Origin of the sequence: Maribacter aquimaris (genome assembly GCF_014596745.1) — a bacterium.
Taxonomy (GTDB): Bacteria; Bacteroidota; Bacteroidia; order Flavobacteriales; family Flavobacteriaceae; genus Maribacter_A; species Maribacter_A aquimaris.
Genome location: NZ_JABTCF010000004.1, coordinates 84873 through 101319 on the forward strand (window position 1 = coordinate 84873; position 16447 = coordinate 101319).

The 16447-nt window shown below is 38.2% G+C and carries 10 protein-coding genes; 1 reads left to right on the forward strand and 9 read right to left on the reverse strand.

Annotated elements, in window-relative coordinates; all coding sequences use genetic code 11:
- Positions 1-84: 84 nt before the first annotated feature.
- A complete protein-coding gene (locus tag HPE56_RS08295) occupies positions 85-1248 on the reverse strand; it encodes a FecR family protein (RefSeq protein ID WP_188243307.1) in 1164 nt (387 codons plus the stop codon).
- A 1016-nt stretch (positions 1249-2264) separates the two neighbouring features.
- Entirely contained in the window at positions 2265-3647 is a 1383-nt protein-coding gene (locus HPE56_RS08300) for an alpha-L-fucosidase (RefSeq protein ID WP_188243308.1), read from the reverse strand.
- 301 nt (positions 3648-3948) lie between these two features.
- On the opposite strand from HPE56_RS08300, the gene HPE56_RS08305 reads away from it, so the two are divergent.
- The gene (locus HPE56_RS08305; protein WP_188243309.1) at positions 3949-4563 is read left to right on the forward strand and encodes an RNA polymerase sigma factor; all 615 of its coding nucleotides are present in this window, start codon (positions 3949-3951) and stop codon (positions 4561-4563) included.
- Positions 4564-4998: 435 nt separating this feature from the next.
- Here the strand turns inward: HPE56_RS08305 and HPE56_RS08310 are convergent, their stop codons facing one another.
- The 7 genes from HPE56_RS08310 to HPE56_RS08340 form a co-directional block, all read right to left on the reverse strand.
- Positions 4999-5325 carry a hypothetical protein gene (locus HPE56_RS08310; protein ID WP_188243310.1) on the reverse strand — a complete coding sequence of 109 codons (327 nt, stop codon included), beginning with the start codon at positions 5323-5325 and terminating at the stop codon, positions 4999-5001.
- A gap of 767 nt (positions 5326-6092) precedes the next feature.
- A complete protein-coding gene (locus tag HPE56_RS08315) occupies positions 6093-7442 on the reverse strand; it encodes a Gfo/Idh/MocA family protein (protein ID WP_188243311.1) in 1350 nt (449 codons plus the stop codon).
- 18 nt (positions 7443-7460) lie between these two features.
- Complete coding sequence (locus HPE56_RS08320; protein ID WP_188243312.1) at positions 7461-8837, reverse strand: 3-keto-disaccharide hydrolase; 1377 nt, start codon at positions 8835-8837, stop codon at positions 7461-7463.
- A gap of 311 nt (positions 8838-9148) precedes the next feature.
- Complete coding sequence (locus HPE56_RS08325) at positions 9149-10651, reverse strand: glycoside hydrolase family 88 protein (protein WP_188243313.1); 1503 nt, start codon at positions 10649-10651, stop codon at positions 9149-9151.
- 83 nt (positions 10652-10734) lie between these two features.
- Positions 10735-11532 (reverse strand): DUF4886 domain-containing protein, encoded by a 798-nt coding sequence (locus tag HPE56_RS08330; RefSeq protein ID WP_188243314.1) that lies wholly within the window; start codon positions 11530-11532, stop codon positions 10735-10737.
- A gap of 224 nt (positions 11533-11756) precedes the next feature.
- Complete coding sequence (locus HPE56_RS08335; protein WP_188243315.1) at positions 11757-13241, reverse strand: glycoside hydrolase family protein; 1485 nt, start codon at positions 13239-13241, stop codon at positions 11757-11759.
- An 18-nt stretch (positions 13242-13259) separates the two neighbouring features.
- Positions 13260-16385, reverse strand: coding sequence for an alpha-L-fucosidase (locus tag HPE56_RS08340; protein WP_188243316.1), 3126 nt, complete (start codon positions 16383-16385; stop codon positions 13260-13262).
- Positions 16386-16447: the final 62 nt, after the last annotated feature.

Consider the following 16447-nt stretch of genomic DNA (forward strand, 5'->3'; position numbering starts at 1 on the left):
TGTACTGGTTTAGTTAAACATAGTTTTAATTGATCTACTTGGAAAAAGGCTATTGCTGTGGAAGGTGCTGGCCTTTTCCTTTTTTTATTTAATAATAATTGTATTATCGTTGATTTCAAATTGCAGTTGACCCTCGCTTGTGGCTTCTATAAGCTTAAGAATGTCATCTACCGCCTCTGTTCTTTCCAATATTCCCGTAAAAACAAATTGCTTTTGTTTGGCATTGGCAAATATCACCTCGGTATCATACCATCTAGAGAGGACAGTCATTATTTCCTCCAAAGGTTTCTCATTGAACGAAAACAAACCGTTTACCCATGAGATTTCCTGGGACACGTCTATTTCCTGTACAACTATTTTATCACTTTCTTGATTAATTCTCGCTTGTTGACTGGGCTTTAGGATTTCATTTACTTCTCCTTTTTTAATTCTAATTTTTCCTTCTACCAAGGTAGTGGCCATTATCTGGTCACTATTATAGGCCTTGATATTAAATTCAGTACCCAACACATCTATTTCCTGAGATTTTGTAAGCACATGAAATGCTGATCCCTTGTGAGCTGTACTTGGCGAAACTTTAAAATAAGCCTCTCCGTAGAGTAGTTCCACATTGCGGGTAAGACCCTCTACAAAGGTCACTGGATATTTTAATTTGGTTTCAGAATTTAACCAAACTTCCGTACCATCAGATAGCTGGACATAAAACTGGCCTCCCCTTGGAATGGTCAAGTAATTATAAGACTGCTCTTTTTCAATCGCATCACTTTGCCCCTTATCGGCATATACCAATTCCTCCCCATTGCTTTTGACTTTTCCAGTTTCAAACTTTTTCCCTTTTTCCAAAGCCACCTCATCCCCGTTTTCCAGGGTAAGAATAGCCTTATCTGTACCTGCCTCAATCACAATGGATTGTTTTTCAAATTCAGGTTTACCAACCTTATCAATATAGTAGAACTGATAAAAGGTAGCACCAAGTATCAGCACTAGCGAAGCAGCAACGGCCATTCGCTTAAATAGATTCGTCTTATTTTTCCATCGAACGACCTTAAGCTTATTCCTTATTTCCTTTTTTGCTTTATCAACATCGTATTTTGCCATGGAAAGTGTACTTAGATAATGTATTTTAACAAAATTATTGAAGACAATTGTCCCTTTCTCTTTTTTAATCCATTCTTCCAGAATTTCCAGCTCGGAACTATCTGCCTCTCGGTTCAAGTACTTAATGATTATTTTTTCTATTTCGGTCATTCCTTGTTCAACTTCTATACAACTAATACGTTTAATAATTACAAACCCCTTTATTTTTTATTCTTTTTTTTGAAAAATTACAAATATAAATCCACCCCATTAAGAATAACCTATTTATCACAGTGAATCAAAGAAAATATTTTGGATCTAGATATTAATTTAAAATGATTTTAAAACCTATAACGTTTTTCAGTCCCTATTATCAAAAATTACAACAATGTACTATGGTTAAGTCATGACAATAGGTTAATAAAAATCGGATAACCAGTTTGTTTTAAACATTTAACTCTTTATACAAAACCAATCTCTATTACAAACCATCATTGGAGGGGTACCGATAAAGCATCAGTTATTACCAATCATGGGGGGGGCTAAACTTCGAATGTGATTCCATTTTGGTATTTAAATCAAAGATCTAACTAGCCAAAGGGGTATAAATCTGAATCATGCTACAACTAAATAATAAAAAAACATAATCTTATCTATACCAAATAAATTAGAGCTCCATTTTAATTTCAGTGCCCACAATTTTCCATTGTTAAATAGTCACAAAAAGTCAGTATCTTAAATTTAAGAACAATTACAACAAAGACGGCAGTGGTCTTTTAAGATGAATTTGAAAACTTAATTTAAAAGTAAAGCACGGTTTCCCATGCTTTACTAAACTAAACTAACTCAAAACTAACACATTACCATTATACTTATGGTTGTTGCTCTAGAATATTTTAAATAAAAAAATCATATTAAATATTCATTAAAACGTTCAACAAATTTCTAATTGTTCTGGGATTACTTTATATACCTTAAAATATTGTCCTTTCGGGTTTAAATGAACTTTTCAGAAATGATAATTCCAAAAGAATAAATACTTTACGGTAAATCGAGAATATGCATGAAAATCCATCACAGCAATTAAAGGCAAACTGCCTAAACAATCCGAATACTCCTATTTCCTTTTTTACTCGTACCTATTGTATTATATAGTAACACACTATTTAGGAGTATATTTCAAACTATTAAGGTTGGAATTTTAAGACCCATGCATGTTTACTTCTAGGTTTCCTCTGCAATTCTGTAGGGATTTCAACGATAAAACCTTCTCCATTATCATTCCAATTTAATGGCTTTTTATAGCCAAGCAAAAACACTTGACTTCCTTTTTTAGGTTGCATGGAAGAAATAGCTATTTTTGCGGGCATTTTAGTTTCACTTTCTTTTGGGAGATAAAACGCATAAACGGCATCCTTTTTTTTAGTAAATACCAGTTTGGTCTCATGGTAGGGTGATATTGGCTTTGTTCCATATATTGCTTCGCTATTTATTTGCATCCAGTCACCAATCCCCTTTAACCGTTCATATGCCGTTGGATCAAAATCACCATTGGGCCCGGGTCCAACATTCAACAAAAAGTTTCCCCCTCTCGAAACGATTTTAACCAATAACTGAACCAATTCATAAACCGATTTGTACTCATCCCCTGGTTTATACGACCATGATTTCCCCATAGTCATACAGGTTTCCCATGGATAGTCCAACGCTTGATCCGGCACCTGTTGTTCTGGAGTTCTATAGTTCTCGTATTTAGTGTAGGTATGGCGGGCCACCATCAGTGCTTGGGGCTGATTCGCCTTGATCACTTTTTCAAAACGGGCCCAATCTACCTTTTTATCCTTTGATACATCGCACAGGTCGAACCATAACATCCCCAATTTTCCATAGTTACTCGTCAATTCATCCAGTTGATTGTAAATAAAGTCATTAAATCCCTGCCATTTTTCTGGGTATTTTTCTGGAGAATAGTTGATATGGCGGTCAAATGGCGGAAAATAATCCCACCAAAAATCGTTATGATGCCAATCAGAAATAGAATAATATGCACCGGCCATAAAATCCTTAGAACGAAAAGCATCAAATATTTCCTTTGTTACATCTGCTCTTGGGTGTGAACTGAAAGGGGTCTTAGGGCTAGTGATTTTATAGTCAGATTCTTGAGTGTCATACATATTGAAACCATCATGATGTTTGGTTGTGAATACCATATATTTCATCCCCGCATATTTAGCTGCTTCCGCCCATTTTTCCGGACTAAAATTTACTGGGTTAAATGTGGTCTGAAGTTTTTCATATTCCTTGACGTAGTCGTAATAATTTTGTCCTTCTGGACGTACTGATGTAAAACTTCTATCTTCTGGGCATAAGGACCAAGATTCAACAATACCCCACTGACTATAGGTCCCCCAATGCAGGAAAAGCCCAAATTTCAAGTCTTGCCATTCTTCAAGGGTTTCCATTTTCTTTTGCTCCTTCGGATATTGATACGGAGGGTGTTTGTCCTGGGCGTTTGCCAAACCCGTAAAAAGCAAAAAGGTCAAAAGCACATTTCTTAATTTAAAATTCATAATTGGTATTAAATAATTTATGTTTATTTCTTTGATTCCAAGATGGATATCACTAACAAAAGAATTGATATCCTGAAGTTTGTCATCTTGCCACTATTAATGGTTTTTCCTATTCTCTGTGAATTGTACTGTATTAAAAGATGCCATGTGACATGTTCAAGATCTTAATAATCATATTTTCTATTTTTAGGTACATTTTTAAAACTAATACGTTTAAAATTTGAATACCCCTTTATTTTTAATGATTTTTTTAGATATTTGTAAACATCAACCCTGCATATTAAGAATAACATACTTATATATGAAGAATAATAGAAATCAATTTTTGACCCAAAGATTAGTATCTGGTGATTCCAAAGCCTATGATATTTTAATGGATTCCTACTACCAAAGATTATGTTGTTATGCCCAATCATTATGCCACGACCCCAATCTGGCAGAAGATATCGTACAAAATGTATTTGTCGCCATTTGGACCAATAGAAAGAATATAAAACCCAATTTCCCTATCAAGAGTTATTTATACAAATCGGTGTATAATGAATTCATCAATCAATACAGAAAAAACAAACCTGTAATATATTTGGAGAAAAAATATATTGAAGCCATTGATTTAGTTGCCGAAATACAACAGGAAGAAATTGACGGACTCATAAAGTTGATGAACACCGAAATCGAAAATTTGCCCTCAAAATGTAAAGAAATTTTCTTATTGAACAAAAAAGAAGGTCTTACCCATACAGAAATCTCCGAATATCTTAATATTTCCATAAAAACAGTAGAAGGCCATATTACTCGTGCATTTAAAATTCTGACCGAAAAACTTGGGGCTAAAGCAGAAGCTGTATTCTTCTTACTTTTTGGTATCAACAAACAATTGAAAAATGACCTTTCCCTTTTAAACCAGGAGGTTTGAAAATAGATAATATTAACTTTGTATATGCCTGAGATAGCAAGATATTTCGGTGGGACAAAACTAATTAAATTTCAAAAAGTGGCTTTTTAAATTATGCTATCTAAGTCTGATAAATTCAACTACTTATTTAAGTCATATTTAACCCACCTACAGCAAAGTCTTTGTAAACCTTTAGTCAGAAATGGCACCTATAGAAATTCTTGAAAATTCGTCCGATCAATTTGTAGGCTTGTTCCATAAATAAAGTCTATTTCTCTACAACTTCATTATAATTATTGTTTTTAATTCTTTTGGTACTAGCCCCAAAAAATAATTTAAGTCCTCTATATAAGAGTGTATTTTAACTCCTTTTACATACTATTGAATAATACAGTCAAATTTAAAACACCTAAATTGCAAATCGAAAGTTACTTTGACATTTCATATCATAAAAGTTCACAAATCGTCAACACGGGATGTGAAAATTAGCAGAGCATCGATTCTCACTGGGCTAAGAGCCATAGGTTCAAATCCCAGCCAGGTCACTGAATCGGATATCATCCGAGACCAAAACCCTGCTAATCTTATGATTGGCAGGGTTTTAATGCTTTCTTCTATCAAATCAAGTGTAACTGTTTCTTTTAAGATTCTAACAGTTCTAATTTTATCACGATCACCTCGAAATATTTCAACAACCATTTCACCATTTTCATAAACTTCAATGCCTATTCCATCACGTTCAACATCACTTGCAATTATCACTTTGTTCTTGTCGAATCTCATATGAGTAAATTTAACAATCCTTTATTTGAACTTTTTAATTATAATCTGACTCGCCGAAAAAGTGTCCTATCTCATCTTTTGTCCTTCTAGACTTAAAGGCAATGATTTCGGATTTTAGATTGCACGAAAGAAGGGGAAGGCTACAGTAGAGCATTTCACCTTAGTCAAAGCGGCCTGGACGGGTGGCATTACACTTTAGATTTTCTGGGTTTTAAGTGTTGGTCGGCAAGCCAAGGCTATTGCTGGCCCCTCCTAACCAAGGTACATCGCACCTTGGTTGTTCGGTCCTGCTTCTTTTTTATTCATCGGCATGGCTATTGTTTTTTAACGGTATTCATGAATGCTATGCATTTGAGGCAATGCAAAAAAGAACAGAACACGAACCTCGGGATAGTTTATGCCTTCTTTTTCTAATTCACACCCAACTTTTGGGATTTATCCATTTGTTCCTAATTATTGAATCTATTAGTGCTTCCCAGGTTGGAACTTAGCTCGATGAACATGAAACCGGTTATTTTAATGAATACTACAAAATCCTATTCAGTCATGCTATTCTGATTTGGGATCTTTTCAAGAAATACAGAAAAAGATTAGTGCCAGTTTTCAGACTACTATGCGACCATTTAAGGATAAGGAGGAATAACACCAAATCTTTTGATAGGGTTAAAACCAGTGAGCTTCCAAAAATATCAGCTCTAACATAATCCAAAACATCTATATAAAAATATTCAACATAAAAATCAGCATTATTCAAAATGCACGACAGGTTAAACTAATTTTATTTCCCATCCTGGCTCGTAAGTTCTGGACCATAACTTCATGGCTTCCCGATTAAAAATACAACCTGTATTCTCATCTACCTCAAAAGACTGATTTATTCTAGATGCTATATTGGCATAATGTGTCAACATTTGGCTTATTGCGCCTTGCTCAATAGGAGAGGTTAATTCGGCCCTTCCTCTTATAGTGTCAAAAAAGTTAAGGGTATGAGCTTCCGTAAGACCACCACCACCGCCTAAGGTATTTCCATTTTCAAGTCCGGAAATTACATTTTCTTTTATCAATTCCCCCTTTAGGTTATATAATTTATAACCATCCCTATCTATGAAAACCGAACCTTCTGAACCAAAAATTAACGTACCTCTACCGAAGCCATATTTATCGTAACCGTTCCTACTTCGGCCGTCCCATTGAATGGTCCTATTGTTGGCAAAACGAAAGGTAGCCTCCATAGTGTCATACATTTCCCAACCATCATCTTTATAATGGAATTTTCCGGATTTCACTTCAACGTGTTCAGGGTATTTTACATCTAAGGCCCAACGGGCAATATCCAATTCATGAGTAGCGTTGTTCCCCATTTCTGCAGTACCATAATCCCATCCGTACCAGTGCCAGTTATAGTCCCAAGTGTTGTCCGTATATGGTCTTCTGGGGGCGGGACCTTGAAACAAATCCCAATCCAGACCCTCAGGTGGGTTTGTTTGTACTTGATTTGGTACACGGCCCCTTTTATTAGTGTAGAAAGCTATCGCGTTGTAAACGTCCCCAATAATACCGTTGTGGATTTCCTTGATGATTTCTTGGGACTGTAATGAAGAACGCTGTTGGTTCCCCATTTGTACTACTTTATCATATTTCTTTTGATAAGCGACCAACAGTTCACCTTCTTTAAGATTGTGACTACAAGGTTTTTCCAGATACACATGTTTTCCGGCCTGCATGGCCATACAGGCCCCTGGTGCATGCCAATGGTCCGGTGTGGCCATAAAAACGGCATCAACTTTTTTGTCATCAAGGATTTTTCTGATATCGTTTTCCAATTTTGGCTTATGATGACTGTTTTGGGTGACGAATGTCGCAGCTTTTTCACGCTGACTTTTCATGACATCACATAAATAGCTTAATTCTATATTGTTTTTTTTGTCAATAATGGGATTCATGTAGGAGCCATAACGTCTTCCTAAACCTTGTATGGCAACGTTTATCTTATCATTGGCACCGATTATTCTATTATAACTTTTGGCCGACATAGCATTGACACTATTGGATACAAATGTGGCACCTACTGCACCCATGGCGGTTTTTTTTATAAAATCTCTTCTGTTTGAACTCATTGCGTATGTTTTTTGTGATTATTTAAGGGGTCGGACTTTTATGTTCTTAAAAGAAACCAGATTTCCGTGATCTTGTAATAATATTTGTCCTTTTTCCAATTCACCGAAATTTGGCCATTTTACATATTTACTTTCGTAAACCAGTTTTTTGTAAGCATCGCTTTTTCGTTCATATTCCAAAACCTTCATACCGTTCAACCAGTGTTCTACATGGTTGTCTTTTGAAATAATATGTGCCGTGTTCCATTCACCGATAGGGTTAACGGGTTTGTTTGTATCGGCTTTTATCAAATCATACAGGGAACTAACTGTTCGGCTGCCTTCATGATTACCCAATTTAGCATCCGGGTGCAGATCATCATCCAATATTTGATATTCCAAACCAATGGAAGAACCGGCTCCCTTGTTCAACTCTGTATCCACATAGTATTTAATTCCGCTATTGGCACCGGGAGTTAATTTAAAATCGACCATGAATTCGAAATCACTGAACAATTCATTGGTTACAATATCGCCACCCGCTCTGGATTCCCCACCTCCGGATGATAACACACTAAGCACACCATCTTCGATAACCCATCCTTTTTCAGGGAAACCTTCCAATTTGGCACCACGCCAACCGTTCGTTGTCTTGCCATCCCATAGTAATTTCCAGCCATTTTTCTTTTCATCAATGGTCAACTGGTTTTTCGTGATGATTGGTTTAATGGGGGTCTTTTTGGAATATTGTGATAGACTATCCGTTAGTATATTCACGTTTTTCCAGATAATTTCCGTTCCCGCTGGTTTATCATCCTGAATACTATGCACTTGTAAACAAATAAAACCGCTGTCGGTTTTATCGTCGATCAAATGTGCTGCAGGCACATCGTTTATCCATGTTTTAATAGTGTCTCCGATAGCTTCAATTCGGTAATGGTTCCATTCGTTCTGTTTAAATGCTTTTTGGGCTTCCGGATTACCATCCATGGTATTCAACCAGCCACGTCGAGACTCGTCATAAATTCCGGCACTCCAAGCTCTTTCAGAAGGGTCGATTTCAATTTGATAACCATGAACGCGTCCATTCTTATAATAAGGGAAACTATTACTTCGAATCTGTATGCCCGAATTCATGCTCGAATCCACTTTAAAATCCACCTCAAGGATAAAGTCGGAATACATGTCGTTTGTCGTTAAAAAAGAATTTGGAGTGTCGTGTACGGTACTGCCTATTATCATACCATCTTTAACGGAATAATTAGCCTCACCACCTTTTTGGCTCCAACCGTTTAGATTTTCACCATTGAACAGGGGTTTCCATGGCGTGTTGTCTTTTTCTGCTTGGTTGCAACTGAGGAATAAGCCTACGATTGCCACTAGCAACATTTTACTGTAAAGTTCAGGTTTTTTCATGATTAGTTTTATTTTATAATTGATTAGCAAAATATGTTTTGGGTTTGATTTTTAAATGTAATCATCGTTCATAATATGGACTCATGGGTCAGTGTAAAAGGTTTTGACTTCTGCTTCTGTTCTAAAACATAACTATTTCAATCCATAGTTTATTTTATTATTAAAACCCCACAACTTTTTGTATTAAGTCACCAATTATATAGCGGTTTAATAGGTAAATAAAGTTTATATATTTATTCACTCGGAATTCTCAATTTCTAAATTATCCGATTTATGGCTAGAAGATCATTTAAATTGAAACATCACCGATTTTATTCCCTTTCTGCATATAATTGGGCCATCAAGCCCATTCCCATTTGTGCAATCACCCTATAATTCCCTTGTTGTAATTGTAGTCCACCTCTATTGTCCTGTGAAACTTCTTTTAATAAACCATCAGGCGTTAAATAGTTTTGTAATGCCGTCCAACATTTTTCCGCATGTTGCCTGTAAGTCGTGGGTAAAAAACCTTCTTTTACACCTATCAATATAGCTGCGGAAATACCAGCTGACCCAGATGTATCGGGCGCATTATCCGTATGCATAAACCCATTCCATAATCCATTCGCCTTCTGCATAGAAATAACATTATCTACTCCTTCCTTAAACTTATTGATGATTTCCTGATCTTGAATTTCTGCCTTTAGTTCAGATAGCGTCCTGGCAAATCCAAGCAATGTCCACGCAGCCCCTCTTGCCCAATTTTTATAGCTATATGATCCTTTATTATTATGATACCTAAGATTTAAATTACCATTTTCAATTAATACAAACCGATGCCGTAGTTGTTCGAATGCTTTATTTTTTAAAGCAGAATCATTCCAAACTTTACCAATTACAGCCATTGGGTAGGCCACTGTATAGCATCCTTCAGCGGTTATGGTAGGACCGCCCGTGACCATACCATTCTCTTGGGCATAACTATCCCAGGCCTCTATAACAGTTTTTAATATGGGGTGGTCTGGACTCATCCGGGCCAGGGTTGCATAGGGAATGGTGGACTCTATCCCATCAATTCTGTTATCCCTTGGATTATTTCTGGAATTCTCATACAGCAGATTCTTATTCCCATCAAAGAACAAATCAAAATGTTCCTTAATTGCTGCCAATGCCTTTTCTTCACCCTTCAAGGAATACAACTGCCATAGGCCATCCAGTACGGTACCTTCCCGCCAACCAAATGCCTGCACTGAATTAATCGACATAAAGCAGTTTAGAAAATCAGAAACTGTACCCTTGTCACTAGAGGATAATAGCAAATGTGGGGTGAATACACTACTACTTATTTCTTTTGAGGATTGCTCAAAAAAAGCAAAAGGTTTGGATGTAAGAAGCTTTACTTTTATACCGTACTTATTAATTAGAGGAATATGTTTACTATCAATCTTCAATTCATAAGGAACCAGAACCGATGAATACCTAATATCAAGAATCCCTAAATGGGTTTCCCCTTCATCTGGCACAGATACATGTAATATAGCCTGATACCACATTTCCAACGCTACGGTTATGCGTAAAAAAACATGTGCATCTTGAGATAACGGATTGGCATTCAGTAGAACTACATCATCAGGATTAAGTATGTACGGAGACCAGCCAAATGCAATCCTTTTATCACTTGAAATTTTAGCTGAACTGCCTATTACACTCAAGGGAACCCTAGTTGTACCTTTTATTCCTCTTTGGTTGGAAGAAGAACAAAGCGTTAAATTCGGAACAACAAAAAGTCCCAATCCTACCGGTGGTATTGTTTCTAAAAATTTTCGTCGTTTCATTTTTTTGGATAATTCGTTTAACCTGGTTTTCTTTTACATAAACCCTATGGCGGCATTAATAACTTCCAACTTGAAAGAACAATCTATTTTGAAGCGACCCTTCTTAAGAATCGAGCCGTTTTTTTTGATATTTCCTCCGGTCTATACCTTATTTTTTTGGGTGATTTTTCAAACAATCCCTTAAACCAAACACAAGCGGCCAGGTAGCAACCATTTTCGTTGGCGTGAGACCGATCATTCGAGCTCCAAAGATCGATACCTTCCTTTTTCTTCAAAGATCTATTAAAGGCATCACCGGATTGTAAAATGGGTGAGCTATAACGTTCGGATAGGACTTGATAATTTTTTTTAAGCCCATCGTACATTTGATCCGATGTAATCCCAAAGCCTTCCAAACGAGGACAATCAGGTGCATAGGCCCAGGTTTCATGAATGTAAATTTTGGCCTGGGGCGCATATTTATTTATGTAATCCCGAATTTCATCGGCATAAGGTTGATAGGTTTCTGACTTGAAACTAAGATGGCTCACCTGTTGAATGGTCACAATATCCCAGTCATCCGTCAACAACCAATCTTTTAACGACTTACCACTATATGGTTTGAGCGTTAAATCCAGTTCACTTTGCCTTATAAGGTCTGCATGTTTTTCCAGATAGCATCCGCCAATATTTGCCTTGCCAATTATAATATTGCAACCTTCTACGGTTTCTGTAATTTGTTTCAAATATTTACATGCATTATTCGCAAAACTATTGCCAATGGTCAAAATCCGGATGGTATCGACTACCTTATCCGGAAGGTCGTTCGTAAAGGCTTGACCAGGCTGGGTGAAAAATGTAAATAATAGAATTGCATAAAAATTGAAAGCTTGTTTTTTCATAGAATGATTCATATAGATTTAGATTTTTTAAATAAACAATTTATCAGCAGTGTCTTTCGTCAACCACCAATTGGTTCACAAACGTACCAATTAACTGGCACCATCAAATTTGATTATTCGATCTATCAATTCAATTCCTCCTCACTTCAAAGTTGGCTTAATTGAATTATTTTCCAATCCCCGAACAGTGCATATATTTTCTTGTTACGATGTTGCTGTAAAATCTATTTATTATTTAAGCCGGTCAGATCCGATTCAACAACAATTTTCCCACCGCCTGGAATAACTGTTGCCGAAAAACTGTCATTTACTTCTATATTGGAAGATGTTTTCAGAAAAATCTCTTTACCTTCAACGCTATTGGTCACAAGCTGTAACTGCCCATCATTATTGAATGTGCAACCATAAATATTGATCTGGGTCTTTAAATAATCGGACATGGATTTGTTACCGTGAAAACTGATTTTATTGTCCCTGATGCTTGAATTGCTAATAGTAAAAACATCAACAGGGGTATTTACTGAAATTAGGGGTATTGGTTGATCGTGCAATACCCGGATGTTATCAAATGTTAGCTGCTCTTGTATAGGAATTTCTGCTCCAGGATAATAAGAACGGCTATACCGGTCATTATCAAAATGAATAGAAAAGCTAGTCCGTGGCTTTTCTAGGAAGATATCGCGAAAAGAAACATTTCTCACCCCAGCAGAATGGACCGGATCATCCTGAACCATAACCCATGTAATGCCATCCAGTACTTGGCTGCCATTTTTATGTACCGGTCGAGTTACCGATTGATAAATCGTATTGTCTGGTCTACCTTTTACCCTGTAGATCGTTCCATTAGAAACCACAGCATCGGAATTCTGGACTTTCATTCCCGGCTTCCAGTCGATCCACCCGCCAGCCAGGATACGACAAAAATAGCCCACCTTGTCTCTGTCATCATCAAGATCGTAGCATTTTTCAACTATACAGTCCTCAATCCACCCCAGTTCAGGATTTGAGGAAGCATAGTCATGGGCATTGAGTGCTACGGCATCATCTAAGGTTTGGAATACCCCGTTACTAATTATAAAACGCTTGCCCTTACCTAGGTGAATCCCATCTTTCTCTCCTTTTACAATAACATCGTTAATACTAATATCTTCGAATGAACAGACATGGATGGCAAACTGACTCCCTGTTACATCCAAACACCGGAATCGTTCGATCCGTAAATCTTTGATATAGAAAAAAGCAATTTGTCCGCGTAATCCGAAAACTTCAGTTGAGGCTTTTACTATTCCATTGACTTCAAGGTTCAGCCCTTCAATTAAAACATTCTGATCATATGTTTTTGTTAACGCCCCTTTGTTTAGGAGCACATGCGTAAAACCTCCTTCATCATTTACCTTTTTTAAAAAAACATTATTCCCAAACTTTAGCGAAGTATTACTGCCAATGTAAACTGTACTTGATATTTCATAAGTTCCAGGGGTACTTACAACAATCGTCCCACCATTGTCCACCGCCCTTTGCAAGGCAAGTACATTTTCCTGACCACTTGCTTCAGGGGAAAACCCATAGTCTGCTGCATTGACAAAACCGTTTTGCACCTGTACATGGGGTATGGTTTTCGAGCTATTTTCCCCGTTACAAACTGATCCAAAAGAATAAAACAGTAGTAGTAGGGTTAATGTAATTGATTTAATATGAAGTAACTCCATTCTTCATTTTTACACTGATTAATTAAATTCAATTTTCTTTAGCTCGATAGTCCCCATAGAGCGGCCGGGCCTTGTCTTTATTTTGATTTTAAAGTCAATCGTACCATTATCGTTCTTGGTTAAATGTTGTGAATGATTAATTACAAACCTGTTATTTTTCTTTTTAGAAACAGCGTCCGGCACTACTTCCCCATTAACCGCAAAAGAGCTGTCTTTCAATTCAAGACCATACCCTCCCGTTCCAGCTTTCTCGAACGCCCGGTCATGATCAAGAACATTGAATTTCAATTCAAACTGACCGACATATTCAACCAGGTATGGCGCTAGGTCTACCGTATAATCCTGCCATTCCGAACTGAAACTGCTGCTGGTCCAGTCCCCAATTGTAACCGGGACATCAGATTGAGCGGATTGATGTACATCAGGATCTGACTTTTTGCTATGGTATATACTGAATACACTGATAACCGGAGTCGCAACAGCTTCCATAATCCTTAGTCTTACTTTGGAAGCTTTAATTGTTGAGAACTCCTCAATCCTCTTATTCCCGATTGAGGAACCAGTCTTAATTTTTACCCATTTGCCATCACTATAACCGTCCAATTCATACTTTCGGACACGTTGCCCTTTCGCAATATCTTCCTTAATGACAGCATAGTTAATTGGTTGTGTTTTACCCAAATCGAGCTCGATCACATAGCTGCTCCCATATGTTGAAGCAATAGGATGATTAAACCTTTTATCTAATTCTTTACCAAAAGCTTTATACCTTTCAACATGTGATTTAGGAATTAACCCTGTAGTATCAGGGGTAGAATTCAAAAGCAAAACACTTCCTCTACCTACCGATTTATGATGGATATCCATCAATGCAGGGACACTTAGCAACAAGCTGTCAGTATTCGGTGCCCAAAACCAACGGTACGCTTTATCAGTCATTAAAAAAGGAACATCGACCTCAACTGGCGCATAAACCTCGCCATCTGGATCGGAAGACAAGGCATGGGACCTCCCTGTGTTTAGCTCCGATCTCTTTAACGTGTACCAATTGGGGTATGGAGCAATGCCCCTTTCGTTTCCAACCCAACGGATGGTAGCCTGCGGTCCCGCGAAAATGACGGCATCGCTGGCATATTTTTCAAGAATATCTGAAACATCAATGACACAACTCCCGTCGAACCACACCTCCTTCATCGGTTTGTATTGCGACAACACCTCGGTTAATTGCTGACGAAAGACTTTATTATAAGCTTCCTGTTTTGAAGGGTCTTTAGTCTTCCCGCCGCTGCCGAGTCCTGCCCCCCAGGCTTTGTCGCCGGGATATATATAAACACCAAGATCCAATCCGTATTTTTCACATGACTTGGATATATCAGCAAGTAAATCGCCTTTGCCGTTCCTCCAGGGGATGTTTCTCGCGCTATAATCGGTAGTATTGGTCTGCCACCAACAAAACCCTCCGGAATGTTTCGCCACAAAAACAATCATTTTTGCTCCAAATGATTTAGCAGTCTTGCACCATTGGTCGGTATTGAGTTTTTCGGGATTGATTCTGTCCAACGGGAGGGAATTATCATCTTGCCCCAACCCAGTCCAGGTATTCGGGGCAAAGTGGACAAACATCAAACGCTCCTGTTTTTGCCACCTCAATTGAGGGGCTGAAGGTGTTGGTATCATATCCTGTATAGCCAGGTAATCAGTAACCATCAAGACAAAATCAACAATGGGTTTTGGATTTTGAAGACTGTGAGGGTGATGCCCGATTCCTGGTTTATGAATAACATTGATCAATCCTCCTGCTTCTTTTATTTTCTGCTCGAACGGGCCCGTATTTTCCGACACCGGGACTACATCATCGGCATCGCCCACCACATGCAACATTGGAAAACCAGCTTTGGCTATCTTATCCGCAAAATCCAAGGGGTTCCCCTTGAAGGCCAGTGCCTCCTTTTCGGTGGTAAAGTCAAAATCCTTCTTGAAGGTATCCCAGGTTTCGGGGCTGCCCTTGGACCTTCCATTGCCTCCCGGCCAGCTCTTTAGGTCCAACACTGGTGCATCTGCATAAACGCCAGAAACCCTTTCCGGATATTTTGCCGCCCATCGGTAGATATATACCCCTCCCCTGCTCATACCTTCCATAACCGATTTATTCGACAGACCGGCCTTTGTAAGAAGTTGATAAAAACCATCCCAAATGGCCAATGCCTTATCGTTACCGAACATTTCACCAACATCGCAATACACTATATGGAAACCCCTTTCCAGCAAGGCGATGTCCACCTGGGGCTCATGTCCCCAAAAGCGGGCGCGCCATACCCAAGGCCTACCGACCGCTACATTTTTGGGCATGACAATTTTGGAATTCCGGTCCCTAAAAGTAAAATCATGTCCCTTAAAACCATGGAAATTGAAAGTTTCCGCATCCTCAGGTAAATAGCTGGAGAAATCCACCGGTCCAACTGATTTCATTCTGACCACCTCTCCGACCCTTCTAGCCATGATAGTTGCACCCGCAGCAGAGGGATGGACCTTGTCCGGAAACAGTTCGGGAGATTCGATCAATAAATTGTAAAGGTTTACTATTTCACTGCCCGTATCATAGGCAACTTCCCTCACCATTGGCAGCAATTTTTCACGCACTATCTGCGCCGTTATACCGGTACTGTCGTTGGAAAAGACGGGAACGGGCAAAAGTAGGACCACCCGGGGGTTGCTGGGTAACTTTTTAAAGGATGCGACCAGATCCTTGTAATCCTGCACATATTCGTCCAAAAAGACCCTGTTGACAGGCTTGGTATCGTTGGTGCCCAACTTGATGAATACCCAATCCGGCCGGAAATCCATCGCCTTTTGATAGGCATCCGTCTTCCAATAGGGAAAATCGCCCTTACGCAACAAAGTGGTACCGCTGACCCCGAAATTTTGCACATCGTAACCATCGCCCAGCATGGACCCCAGTTGTGCCGGGTAACTGTTCACCTCCCTGTTCTCTATACGGGCACCATAGGTAATACTGTTGCCTACACAGGCGATGCGGACTTTATCTTTTGAGTAACCACTAATTGTAAAAAAAATCAGGAATAAGGTAACATTTATATAATTGAAATATTTTCCCGACACCTTATTTCTATCTGTATTTCCCATTCTGTATATATATTTATCCGTTTAAATTTAATCATACTTGCAAGTCAAATATTGCAGATTAT

What these genes read in the sequence shown, in the direction of transcription:
- HPE56_RS08295 (WP_188243307.1), bottom strand. Translation starts at nt 1,248, where the DNA reads ATGACCGAAATAGAAAAAATAATCATTAAGTACTTGAACCGAGAGGCA.
- HPE56_RS08300 (WP_188243308.1), bottom strand. Translation starts at nt 3,647, where the DNA reads ATGAATTTTAAATTAAGAAATGTGCTTTTGACCTTTTTGCTTTTTACG.
- HPE56_RS08305 (WP_188243309.1), top strand. Translation starts at nt 3,949, where the DNA reads ATGAAGAATAATAGAAATCAATTTTTGACCCAAAGATTAGTATCTGGT.
- HPE56_RS08310 (WP_188243310.1), bottom strand. Translation starts at nt 5,325, where the DNA reads ATGAGATTCGACAAGAACAAAGTGATAATTGCAAGTGATGTTGAACGT.
- HPE56_RS08315 (WP_188243311.1), bottom strand. Translation starts at nt 7,442, where the DNA reads ATGAGTTCAAACAGAAGAGATTTTATAAAAAAAACCGCCATGGGTGCA.
- HPE56_RS08320 (WP_188243312.1), bottom strand. Translation starts at nt 8,837, where the DNA reads ATGAAAAAACCTGAACTTTACAGTAAAATGTTGCTAGTGGCAATCGTA.
- HPE56_RS08325 (WP_188243313.1), bottom strand. Translation starts at nt 10,651, where the DNA reads ATGAAACGACGAAAATTTTTAGAAACAATACCACCGGTAGGATTGGGA.
- HPE56_RS08330 (WP_188243314.1), bottom strand. Translation starts at nt 11,532, where the DNA reads ATGAAAAAACAAGCTTTCAATTTTTATGCAATTCTATTATTTACATTT.
- HPE56_RS08335 (WP_188243315.1), bottom strand. Translation starts at nt 13,241, where the DNA reads ATGGAGTTACTTCATATTAAATCAATTACATTAACCCTACTACTACTG.
- HPE56_RS08340 (WP_188243316.1), bottom strand. Translation starts at nt 16,385, where the DNA reads ATGGGAAATACAGATAGAAATAAGGTGTCGGGAAAATATTTCAATTAT.